We start from the raw sequence: 11,455 nt of genomic DNA, 5'->3' as shown, positions 1-11,455 counted from the left end.
CAGATCACGGTCAAAAGACGAAAGCGTATGCGGTTTCATGCCAAAGGTCCTTCTGCTTCACTCGCTGCTTACCCCCCTAATGTGACAGTTACATGACACAGAAGATACAACAGCAATACAAAGGGCGCGCGCATGTCCGCGACATCACCGCACAGGCAAGATAACGCCCGCGCGCGTCCCACTGCCGACAGCGCTTTCAATGACCAGACGCCCGCGATGGCGCGACAGGATGTGTTTGACGATCGCAAGCCCCAACCCTGTGCCACCACTGTCGCGCGCGCGCCCCTTGTCGACCCTGTAGAAGCGTTCAGTCAGGCGCGGAATATAGACCGGATCAATGCCGTCGCCGAAATCATGCACATTCACTTGCACAACCGGCCCGTCGAAGCCCGGCATCACCTGATAGGCCCGCGCGCCGATTTCGACCCGCCCGCCGCTGCTGCCATATTTCACTGCATTCTCGATCAGGTTGCTGAAAACCTGAACAAGCTGGTCATGGTCCCCCGGAACCTGGGGCAGATCGGGCGGCACCTCGCAGATCACGTCCATTCCGGCGGCGGCAATGCGCGGGCGCAGCGCCGCCAGTGTTGCATGCAGCACAGCGTCAACAGCCACCGGCGCGCGCGGACGTATCTTCTCCACAGCTTCGACCCGCGACAACGACAACAGATCGGCAACCAGCCCTGTCATGCGCGCAGCCTGATCCGACATGATGCCCAGAAATTCCGCGCGCGCCGCCGGATCATCCCCCGCAGGCCCCTGTAGCGTTTCGATGAACCCTGCAAGCACAGTCAGAGGGGAGCGCAGCTCATGGCTGACATTCGCCACGAAATCGCGCCTTTGTGCGCTGGCCGCTTCAATATCGGACACATCATGCAAGCTGATGACCAACCCGCGCCCCGCCATACGCCGCGCTGTGACTTGCCATATGGTTTCAACAGCGACACCGGTTGCGGTGAAATTGGCCTGCCCGCCATCCGCACCGGACAGGGCGTTTTCCAGCATGGCGGTCACTTCGGGCTGGCGCAAATGCGCGCGAAGCGGCGCGCCCTGAATGCGCGCCCCGAACAGATCTTGCGCTGCGGAATTGGCCGCTGTGACAATGCCGCTGTCATCCACCAGCAGAACCGGCTGCGGCAAGGCCCGCATCAGTGAAATTACCAGATCGTGGTCGTGTTGCTTACTCATTGGCCCCTGCCTGATGCAGCGCGGCTGGCCGCAAGATCAAGCCCGCCCGAGTGGCCACGGGGGCCGCGTTGCGACAAAGGCGGCCTGTGCGCGCATACCCCCCGGTTCCCTGCCAACCGGCTATTTTGTCCCGCGTGCCAAGGCTGCAACCCCTGTGCGCGCAACCTCTGTCAGGCCCAGGGGCTGCATAAGCACCGCGAATGCGTCAACCTTCTCGGGCGTGCCGGTCATTTCGAAGATGAAACTTTCCAGTGTTGAATCGACCACATTGGCGCGAAAAATCTCGGCCAGGCGCAGCGCTTCTATCCTGTGTTCGCCCTTGCCCTGCACCTTGAACAACGCCAGTTCGCGCTGCACGGACGGGCCTTCGACTGTCAGGTCATGCACTTCATGCACAACAACCATGCGTTCCAGTTGCGCCTTGATCTGGGTGATAACCTGCGGCGTGCCAGAGGTGACCACGGTAATGCGCGAACGGTGGCCCAGATGGTCCACCTCGGCCACGGTCAGGCTGTCGATATTGTAGCCGCGTGCCGAAAACAGCCCGATGACGCGCGCCAGAACGCCGGATTCATTGTCGACACTGACAGCCAGCGTATGGGTTTCGATAAGTTCCGCATTCGGGTCGCGCAGGTCATAGGCGGAATGCTTGGACGAGCCTTTTTTGATTTGGAGAGCAGACATATTCTTTCCTTACACCAATACCGCGCCCGATGCGCCGATAACACCCTGCGTGTCAACTTCGCCAAGGATCATGTCATTATGCGCGTTGCCCGACGGGATCATGGGGAAGCAGTTTTCGTGCTTTTCCACCAGACAATCGAAAATTACCGGCCCGTCATAGGCCAGCATCTCGCGGATGGCGTCATCCAGATCGGCCTCGTTGTCGCAACGGATGCCCTTGCAGCCAAATGCCTCGGCCAGTTTCACGAAATCGGGCAGGGCTTCGGACCATGAACTGGAATAGCGTTCGCCATGCAAGAGTTCCTGCCACTGGCGCACCATGCCAAGGCGTTCATTGTTCAGGATGAACTGCTTGACGGGCGCGCGGTATTGCATGGCCGTGCCCATTTCCTGCATGTTCATCAGCCATGACGCCTCGCCTGCGACATTGATGACAAGTGCGTCAGGATGCGCGATCTGCACGCCCACGGATGCAGGCAGGCCGTAGCCCATTGTGCCCAGGCCGCCTGATGTCATCCAGCGGTTGGGATCTTCGAACCCCAGGTATTGCGCGGCCCACATCTGGTGCTGGCCCACTTCGGTGGTGATGTAGCGGTCCATGCCTTTGGTCAACGCTTCCAGACGGGCAATCGCGTGTTGTGGGCGAATGATCCCGCTGGAGGGCTTGTAGGCCAGACAATCGACGGATTTCCATTCCTCGATCTGTTTCCACCAGCGCCCCAGTGCCTCGCGGTTGACCTTGCGGCCCCGTGATTTCCAGATTTTCAGCGCATCTTCCAGCACATGACCCACATCGCCGATGATTGGCAGGTCAACGGTGATCACCTTGTTGATGGATGACGGGTCAATGTCGATATGGGCTTTCTTCGAATTCGGGCTAAAGGCGTTCAGCCGCCCCGTGATACGGTCATCGAAACGCGCCCCGATATTTATCATCAGGTCACAATCATGCATTGCCCAGTTGGCTTCATATGTGCCGTGCATTCCCAACATGCCCAACCATGACTTCCCCGACGCCGGATATGCCCCCAGCCCCATCAGTGTTGACGTGACAGGAAAACCGGTGGCTTCTGCCAGTTCGCGCAGAAGCTGGCTGGCAGCGGGGCCGGAATTGATGACTCCCCCACCAGTATAGAACACGGGCTTTTCTGCTGTCTCGATCATCTCGACCAAGCGGGTGATTGCGTCGGTATCGCCCTTGACGCGCGGTTTGTAGTGGTCGGTTTTGACCTTGGGCTTTTCAACATATGCACCGGTGGCAAATTGCACATCCTTGGGGATGTCCACCAAGACCGGACCGGGGCGGCCTGCGGTGGCCACATGGAATGCCTGATGAATCGTTTCCGCCAGCTTGTCGGTTTCCTTGACCAGCCAGTTCATTTTCGTGCAAGGGCGGGTGATGCCCACAGTGTCGCCTTCCTGAAAGGCATCCGAGCCGATCATGAATGTGGGCACCTGCCCAGACAGAACGACAATCGGGATGGAATCCATCAGCGCATCGACAATGCCCGTCACAACATTGGTCGCACCGGGGCCGGATGTCACCAGAACGACCCCCGGTTTGCCCGTGGACCGCGCATACCCTTCAGCCGCATGGATCGCGCCCTGTTCATGGCGCACCAGAATATGACGAATGTCATTTTGCTGGAAAATCTCATCATAAATAGGAAGGACCGCGCCACCCGGATAGCCGAATACCACTTCCACGCCCTGATCCTTCAGGGCCTGAACCACCATTTTCGCTCCGGTCATCTGACGTGTCATCTGTGTTGCTCCATCGAGGCGTCAATTCAAGGTCGCGTTCGCGCGTTTTGGCCATAAAAAAGCCCCCGTCGGGGTTCGGGGGCGCATGGGGATCAGATAGGGTGTCCGTCACCGGCCCATGCGCATCTGTCCCACCACAATTACAAGTGCATTTTTCATTGCCATTCACCGCCCTTTAGCGTGGGCTGAACCTAAGCCCGACACATGCCCGCGTCAATGCCGAAAATGCACGCCATTGCGCAAAACGCCCCGCAAACTTTGCATTTATTGCGCAACCGCAGGTCCGGCACCAAGTCTTGCGTCAGGGGCCGCGCAATGGTCTATTGCTGGTAGAAATTCCCCTGAGAGAATCGAGCAGCACGACATGTCTGACCTTTTGCAAAATTCCGAAACCTATGACGCGTCATCTATTGAGGTGCTGGAAGGGTTGGAACCTGTCCGCAAACGTCCGGGCATGTATATCGGCGGCACCGATGAACGCGCGCTGCATCACCTTGTGGCCGAAGTGCTGGACAATTCCATGGACGAGGCGGTGGCGGGCCATGCCAACCGCATCGAGGTGGAGCTGCACGCAGATTATTCGGTTACCATCCGCGATAACGGCCGCGGCATTCCCATCGACCCCCACCCCAAGTTCCCCGACAAATCCGCGCTGGAAGTGATCTTGTGCACATTGCACGCGGGCGGCAAGTTTTCCGGCAAGGCATATCAGACATCAGGCGGCCTGCACGGGGTGGGCGCGTCGGTCGTCAATGCACTGTCGGACCATATGCGCGTCGAAGTGGCGCGCAACCGCGAATTGTTCGCGCAAGAGTTTGCGCGCGGCATTCCACAAGGGCCGGTTGCAAAGGTTGGCCCAGCGCCCAACCGGCGCGGCACCACTGTCACGTTTCACCCCGATGCCGAGATTTTCGGCACACTCAGATTTCGTCCATCGCGTATGCTGAAGATGGTGCGCTCCAAGGCGTATCTGTTTTCCGGTGTGGAAATCCGCTGGAAATCCGCGATTCCGGATGGCGACACCCCGATGGAAGCCGTTTTTCATTTTCCCGGCGGGCTTGCCGATTACCTGAACGAACAACTGACCGGCAACGTCACCTATTCGGACAAGCCTTTTGCAGGCAAAGTGAATTTTCAGGAAAAGTTCAACCAGCCCGGTTCCGTCGAATGGGCAATCAACTGGACGCCGGTGCGCGATGGCTTCGTGCAAAGCTATTGCAACACAGTGCCAACCCCCGAAGGCGGCACGCATGAGCAGGGCTTCTGGGCTGCCGTGCTGAAGGGAATTCGCGCCTATGGGGAACTGGCCAACAACAAGAAAGCCGCCCAGATCACCCGCGAGGATATGATCACCGGCGGTTGTGCGCTGGTTTCCTGCTTCATCCGCGAACCTGAATTCGTGGGCCAGACAAAGGACCGCCTTGCGACCACGGAAGCTGCACGCATGGTCGAAGGCGCAGTGCGCGACCATTTTGACAACTGGCTGGCCGCAGACCCGAAAGCGGCAGGTGCAATCCTTGATTTTCTGGTGCTGCGTGCCGAAGAACGGCTGAAACGGCGGCAGGAAAAGGAAACCAGCCGCAAGACTGCCACAAAGAAGCTGCGCCTTCCGGGCAAGCTGGTGGATTGTTCTGCCACCAACCGCGCAGGGACGGAATTGTTCATCGTCGAGGGGGACAGCGCGGGCGGATCGGCAAAAATGGGCCGCGACCGCAGAACCCAAGCGCTGCTGCCCCTGCGCGGCAAAATCCTGAACGTCCTGGGTGCGGCCAGCAACAAGCTGGGCACGAACGCCGAAATCAACGATTTGTGTCAGGCCATGGGCGTGGGATTGGGGTCCAAATTCCGGCTGGATGATCTGCGCTATGACAAGATCATTATCATGACCGACGCGGATGTGGACGGCGCACATATTGCGGCGCTGTTGATGACGTTTTTCTTCACCCAGATGCGCCCGATGATTGATGCGGGACATCTGTATCTGGCCTGCCCGCCGCTGTTTCGCCTGACGCAAGGCGCCAAACGCGTCTATGCCCTTGACGAAGCCGAGAAGGCACGCCTGATCGCCGAAGGCTTCGGCGGCAAGGGCAAGATCGACGTGTCCCGTTTCAAGGGGCTTGGCGAAATGGACGCCAAGGACCTTAAGGAAACCACTATGGACCCCGCATCGCGGCGGCTGATCCGCGTGTCCGTGGATGATGACCTGCCGGGCGAGACATCAGACCTTGTCGAACGGCTGATGGGCAAGAAACCTGAACTGCGCTTTCAGTATATCAGCGAAAATGCGCGTTTCGTGGAAGAACTGGATGTCTAGAGCCTGTCGCCTTCATTCGCATTCACGAGACAGGCCCTAGTTTATTGTTTCCGCATGTTTTTATGCGCAAAACCGGTTCCCACTTTTGCGCAACACGCCCTAGGGACGCCGCCTGATCAAGTCGGATATTGTGCTGATCCGGCATCCCGCAGCAGAACTGCCGCTGTCAGATCAACGGAATCTGATGGCTGATCATGTTTTCCTGATCCACGACGTGAAGCTCGAACGCTGGTGTCATGGCGATCGGTTTGTGGCTTTCGGCACCCGAAAGCGACAGGCTCAGGCCGTGCCCTATGGCAGGGGCTGTGCTGGCAAGGCATCCTGCCCAGACTGTTTGCATGGCACGGTGACTATGTCCGGCGATGATACGGGACACTGTGCTGCGCCGGACCAGACCCGCAAGGGCGTCCGCATTCCGGAAGCCGGACTTGTCCAGATGGGGTGTCAGGGTCGCGAAGGGCGGATGATGTAGCGCAAGAACCGCCCGCCTTTGCAGATTGGCAAGGACATCTGCCAGCCAGTCCAGACGCTGCGCATCAATACCGGGGCGGCCATCCGGCAGGGTGCTGTCCAGCGCGACCAGATCCAGATCAGCAATCCTTGCAGTGAAGCTTAGATGATCGGGCGCAAATGCCCCCCAGCCGTGAAAGGCTGCGCGAAAACGCGCAGGGTCGTCGTGATTGCCCGGCAATGGCAATACCGGCACCGGAGCGCTGCGCAGAATTGGCAGCGCATGGCCATACCCCGCTGCATTGCGGTCAACAATATCACCGGTCAGGACAATCGCATCCGGCATCGGGTCCATCGCCGCAATTTGCACGAAGGCTTGCCTCAGGGCTGCTGCCGGATCATGGAACGGGTCCGCGCCATCGTCACGCAAATGCGGGTCGGTCAGTTGCGCAATCAGGGCCATCCGCTCACCCCGAAAACGCGCTGCTGCCCTGCCGAGCCAACCATAGATTGACCGCCAGCAGAATGCCCGAGGTGACGGAGATGGCAATCATGCTCATGGCCATGCCAGTCTGGACGGAACCCTGCTCGAACTGCGAAAAAACAAATGTGCCAATGGTGCGCATCCCAGCGGGGGCCAGCATGATCGAGGCCACCAACTCGCGCGAGGCGATGGCGAAGACCAGCATCATCGCGGCAATCAGCGACGGCGCCATCAGTGGCAGGGTGACATGGCGCAATGCACGCATCTGCGTAGCCCCTGCCACCCGCGCCGCGTCATCCAGCGATCCCGATATCTGACGCAACCGCGCCACTGCATAGCGGATCGGATAGGGCAGCAGGATACCGATATAAGCGATCAGCAGAATGGCTGCGGTGCCATATAGGGTCAGCGGCAGGAAGGGCGAATTCCATGCAAGGATGATCCCCACGGCCAGAACAATGGCAGGAATCGCATTGGGCAGGACCGACAGCCCATCCATGACCGCCCGCCCCCGCCCTGTGCCGCGCACCACAATATAGGCGACCAACCCGCCGATTGCAGCGGTGGCAAATGCTGTGAGCACGGCCAGCCAGCCACTTGTGACCAGTGCTTGCCACGCGCGACTGCCGCTGCGAAAAATCGGCTCGTAATGGCGCAGGTCGAAATTCGACCAGCTTAGACCGCCGGAAATTGTCCCCATTACCGAGGTCACGGCAATGGCAAGCAGGGGAATCACGACACCAATCAGCGCCACCAATGCGAACAGGCCCAGCACCGGCCAGCGCCACGGCCCCAGATTACCCTTTTCCAGATCAGCGGGCTTGCCGGTCTGGCTGACATAAGAACGACGCGTCGCAATCCAGTTTTGCAACGCAAACGCGGCCAGCACCATTGCCATCAGCATGACCGACCCAAGCGCCGCGCCCGACAGGTCAATGGGCCATTCAGACAGACGAATGTAGATACCTGTCACCAGCACCTCAAACCCCGTGCGTGCGGCCAATGCCGCAGGGGTTCCGAATTCCTCGATGGACATGGCAAAGACGATCAGCATACTGGCGGCAATGGCTGGAATGGACAGCGGCAGCGTTATCAGGAAAAATGCCTGCAATGGCCGTGCGCCATGCACCCGCGCAGCCGAAGCAAAGCGCCCGCCGACCATTTCCAGCGCACGCGAGACAGCGAAATAGACCAAAGGAAACAGGTTCAGCGTCATCACGAAGGCAACGCCGGTGAAGCTGAACAGAAACCGCCCCATGTCGAAACCGACAAGCTGGAACAAGTAGCCACGCGGTTGCAGCGTCATCATCCAGGCGATGGCAGCAATAAACGGCGGGATCAGGAACGGGATCAGGAACACCACATCCCAAACCCGCGCACCGGGAATGTGAAACAGCCCGCGCAACACACCGATAGGCAGGCCAAAGACCAGACAGCCCAGCATGACGGAAAACGCCAGCAGCACTGTATTGCGGGCTTGCATCAAAAGGCGGTCATTTTCGGTCAGGATGGCCAGTTTCGAGAACGCGCCGACAAAAGAGCCGCGGGCGAATTCGGGAAATACAGCTTGCAACAGAATGAACAACACCGGCAAACCCACGAAGACCAGCAGCGCGCCCGCCGCGAGTGTGGTAAGAACGGATTGTGCGCGCGGCATCGGGCAAGCCTTTCATAAAACATGGCCCCGAAACGTCTCGGGGCCATGTGAACAGGTCAGGGTTGATCAGCGATTTACAACAGTCTCGTTGAACCGCGCGATGATCTCGTCACGGCGGGCAGAAACCGCATCTGCATCCACATCGATCACGGTCAGATCATTGATGCCCGGACGCAAGCCCTCGACGTCTGTGCGCGCAGGCATCAGGAACGTTTCCGCAACCAGCGCCTGTCCGGCATCAGACAATACGAAATCAACAAACGCTTTCGCCGCATCGGGGTTCTGCGTGGATTGCAGGATCATCATCGGGCGCGGTGCGATCACGGTGCCGCTGGCCGGTGTGATGACTTCTATTGTTTCGCCCGACGCCGCTTGCCCGTAGCTGATATAATCCACAGCGCCAAATACTACAGCTTTCGCGCCTTGCAGGACCGGATTAAGTGCAGCAGCATTGGGGCCGGGCACAATCATGTCATTCCCGGCCAGCGCGGCCAGCAGGTCCCATGCTTGCTCGCCCATGGACGCTTCCAGACCAGCGACCAGATCAAAGGCCGCGCCCGATTGCGACGGGTCGGGCATGGTGATCAGGTCGCGGTAAACCGCATCCGTCAGATCGGCCCATTCGGACGGGCGCGGCACGTCGCTTTGGGTGTTCCAGACCATCGCCAGCGCGGACACCCCTTGCGCCGCATAATGGCTGTGCTTCAGGAAGTCGGGGATCATTTCGGCATGCGCGGACGTGTATTCCAACAGCAGGCCACGTTCAAACATATCTTCCGCCGATCCCCAGCTGGCCGAGACAACGACATCAGCCTGCGGGTTGGCTTCTTCGGCTTCCAGCCGCGCCATCACCTGTCCGGTCGTGCCCTGAAACACATTCACGGAAATGCCCGTTTCCGCTTGAAACGCATCGGCCAGCGCATCGGCCAGCCCGCCTGGGCCAGCGGTGTAAAAGGTCAGTGTGTCGGCATGTGCAAAGCTGCCGATCAGGGCAAGACTTGCAGCAAAAGTGGTTGTGCGAAGCATGGGTTTCTATTCCTTTTCAGGTCAGTGAGGGAAAACACGCAGACGATCAGGATCAATCGCAAGCGGGATATGAGTGTGCACTGCCACCGCGCGATCCGCTGGGCACACAAGGCTTGCACTGCCACCGTCCAGCCCCAGATGCAGCAGATAGCGGTCACCCTGAAACTGGCATCGCAACACCTGTGCCATGACAGCGCCTTCTGGTGCGGGGCGAATGGCTGTGCGTGGAATAAGGATACGCGCCGGTCCCTCGGGGGCCGAGTTTGCCAGACCAGGCAGGTTCAACTGGTCGCGATTGCAGGTGAAACCACTGGAATTGCAGACGCGCCCTTCAATCAGCGCCCCGATATTCAGGAACTGTGCCACCTCGACTGATGACGGGGTCGCGAAAAGTTGCTCTGGGGTGTCGATCTGCGCAATCTCGCCGCCCAGCATGACGGCCACGCGGTCGGCAATAGTAAAGGCTTCGGACTGGTCATGCGTGACATAGACCGCTGACAGGCCCAACTCGCGCAGCAACCCGCCAATTTCCAACGCCAGCCCTTCCCGCAATTCGCGGTCAAGGTTCGAAAGCGGTTCATCAAACAGCACCAGCGGCGGTTCAGCCACAATAGCACGCGCCAAGGCAACGCGCTGCTGTTGACCGCCCGACAAGGTGCCGGGAAAGCGGTCTGCCAGATGCGACAATCCGACCCGATCCAGCGCGCGGCGGGCACGGCCCTCTCGGTCGTGACGTGCCAGTTTGCGCATGCGCAGCGGAAAGGCGACGTTTTCCAACACATTCAGATGTGGCCAGATCGCGTAATCCTGAAACACCATACCGATACCGCGCGCTTCCGGCGGGGCGTTGAAGCCGCTGCCATCGACCACAGGCCTGCCCGCGATTTGCATACGGCCCGCACTTGCAGACAGCAGGCCTGCAGCAATGCGCAAAAGCGTGGTCTTGCCGCAACCGGATGGGCCTAGTAGCGCCACCACCTCGCCTGGTGCCAGAACAAGATCAATGTTGCGCAGCACCTGCGTGTCGCCGAAGGATTTTGCGATCTGTGACGCGATCAGGGCGTGGGTGCGTTCGGGGGGTTCATGTACCGTCATGTTGCCCCGTTAGCAGGGGTTTGTAACAGTTTTTTGTCACTTCAACATTTTCATGCGCTGGCTGTCCGGCAGTTCCATGACAAACGCGCTTGCCGCAATACAGCACTGCATCGCCGGTCAGGTGGCGGCACCACCACCCTAAATGCCCCGGATCATCCCATTGTCGCTGACCCGACTACAAAGAATGGTGTAAAATCGGTTGAAGTTGCTTCGAAAGAGCTCGAAAAACCATGAAAGTTCAGCACCTTATTTTCCATCGTTTCAGAATGGGGGTAAAGATTCCACCGGAATAGGGGGAAGATCGTAACGGCCCGATTGTCACCGCCTGCCGCAGGGCGGTCTGATAGCCTAAGACACGTGCATAGCGACGTTCTCTGTTTGCGGCATTGTCAAGCGGGAGGTGGCTGTATCCGTCCGGGGTCATGGTTCTCTCCGAGGTCGTAGGTTCTACGCCTCACGATGGCGTTCGGGGGCGGATCGTCTCCAATGTCGTTAGCGGGGTGTGGATGTATGCTCCGCCCCAACGTCGCTAGCGAGATCAATCTGCCTCCGTCCCTTCAGGACTTCGCTTCCCGCCCTCTCAGCGGCGGAAATTCAGATCAGGCAGTGGCCTCCTTTGTCCATTGATAGTTTGTGTCTTTTTTCCAAAGCGTCAGCATCAGCACAGCGATCTTGCGGGCGGTAGCAACGGCGGCCTTTCGGAACCCACGCCGCCCGGCCAGGCGGACAGCCCAACTCTTGAGCGGAGAGAACCGTTTGACCTGGCGGATCAGGCAGGAAGCGGCCTCGAACA

General features: G+C 59.3%; 8 protein-coding genes and 1 pseudogene. 1 reads left to right on the top strand and 8 read right to left on the bottom strand.

Annotated features, from left to right (window positions below):
* Window positions 1-144: 144 nt before the first annotated feature.
* The 3 genes from ACTIE1_RS16345 to ACTIE1_RS16335 all read right to left on the bottom strand — a co-directional run bounded on the left by ACTIE1_RS16345 (window position 145) and on the right by ACTIE1_RS16335 (window position 3,636).
* A complete protein-coding gene (locus tag ACTIE1_RS16345; protein ID WP_439563184.1) occupies window positions 145-1,188 on the bottom strand; it encodes an ATP-binding protein in 1,044 nt (347 codons plus the stop codon).
* Window positions 1,189-1,308: 120 nt separating this feature from the next.
* Window positions 1,309-1,872: an acetolactate synthase small subunit gene (ilvN, locus tag ACTIE1_RS16340; RefSeq protein WP_439563185.1), complete on the bottom strand. Its 564-nt coding sequence runs from the start codon at window positions 1,870-1,872 to the stop codon at window positions 1,309-1,311.
* 9 nt (window positions 1,873-1,881) lie between these two features.
* Window positions 1,882-3,636, bottom strand: a complete 1,755-nt coding sequence (locus ACTIE1_RS16335) for an acetolactate synthase 3 large subunit (RefSeq protein ID WP_439563186.1) — start codon at window positions 3,634-3,636, stop codon at window positions 1,882-1,884.
* Between the two features lie 364 nt (window positions 3,637-4,000).
* On the opposite strand from ACTIE1_RS16335, the gene parE reads away from it, so the two are divergent.
* A complete protein-coding gene (gene parE, locus ACTIE1_RS16330; protein WP_439563187.1) occupies window positions 4,001-5,950 on the top strand; it encodes a DNA topoisomerase IV subunit B in 1,950 nt (649 codons plus the stop codon).
* Between the two features lie 166 nt (window positions 5,951-6,116).
* On the opposite strand, the gene ACTIE1_RS16325 is transcribed toward parE, so the two are convergent.
* The 5 genes and pseudogenes from ACTIE1_RS16325 to ACTIE1_RS16305 form a co-directional block, all read right to left on the bottom strand.
* Complete coding sequence (locus tag ACTIE1_RS16325) at window positions 6,117-6,863, bottom strand: metallophosphoesterase (RefSeq protein WP_439563188.1); 747 nt, start codon at window positions 6,861-6,863, stop codon at window positions 6,117-6,119.
* A 4-nt stretch (window positions 6,864-6,867) separates the two neighbouring features.
* A complete protein-coding gene (locus ACTIE1_RS16320) occupies window positions 6,868-8,541 on the bottom strand; it encodes an ABC transporter permease (protein ID WP_439563189.1) in 1,674 nt (557 codons plus the stop codon).
* A 66-nt stretch (window positions 8,542-8,607) separates the two neighbouring features.
* Window positions 8,608-9,567 (bottom strand): ABC transporter substrate-binding protein, encoded by a 960-nt coding sequence (locus ACTIE1_RS16315; protein ID WP_439563190.1) that lies wholly within the window; start codon window positions 9,565-9,567, stop codon window positions 8,608-8,610.
* Between the two features lie 21 nt (window positions 9,568-9,588).
* Window positions 9,589-10,662 carry an ABC transporter ATP-binding protein gene (locus ACTIE1_RS16310; RefSeq protein WP_439563191.1) on the bottom strand — a complete coding sequence of 358 codons (1,074 nt, stop codon included), beginning with the start codon at window positions 10,660-10,662 and terminating at the stop codon, window positions 9,589-9,591.
* Between the two features lie 599 nt (window positions 10,663-11,261).
* A pseudogene (locus ACTIE1_RS16305) lies at window positions 11,262-11,455 on the bottom strand (IS110 family transposase); the annotation flags it as partial.

Origin of the sequence: Roseinatronobacter sp. (assembly GCF_051859525.1) — a bacterium.
Classification (GTDB): Bacteria; Pseudomonadota; Alphaproteobacteria; order Rhodobacterales; family Rhodobacteraceae; genus Roseinatronobacter.
The sequence above is the reverse complement of the archived record's forward strand: the minus strand, read 5'-3'. Positions and strand labels throughout refer to the sequence as shown.

Coding starts and splice junctions, on each gene's coding strand:
- ilvN (WP_439563185.1), bottom strand. CDS start 1,872: ATGTCTGCTCTCCAAATCAAAAAAGGCTCGTCCAAGCATTCCGCCTAT.
- parE (WP_439563187.1), top strand. CDS start 4,001: ATGTCTGACCTTTTGCAAAATTCCGAAACCTATGACGCGTCATCTATT.
- ACTIE1_RS16325 (WP_439563188.1), bottom strand. CDS start 6,863: ATGGCCCTGATTGCGCAACTGACCGACCCGCATTTGCGTGACGATGGC.
- ACTIE1_RS16310 (WP_439563191.1), bottom strand. CDS start 10,662: ATGACGGTACATGAACCCCCCGAACGCACCCACGCCCTGATCGCGTCA.
- ACTIE1_RS16320 (WP_439563189.1), bottom strand. CDS start 8,541: ATGCCGCGCGCACAATCCGTTCTTACCACACTCGCGGCGGGCGCGCTG.
- ACTIE1_RS16315 (WP_439563190.1), bottom strand. CDS start 9,567: ATGCTTCGCACAACCACTTTTGCTGCAAGTCTTGCCCTGATCGGCAGC.
- ACTIE1_RS16345 (WP_439563184.1), bottom strand. CDS start 1,188: ATGAGTAAGCAACACGACCACGATCTGGTAATTTCACTGATGCGGGCC.
- ACTIE1_RS16335 (WP_439563186.1), bottom strand. CDS start 3,636: ATGACACGTCAGATGACCGGAGCGAAAATGGTGGTTCAGGCCCTGAAG.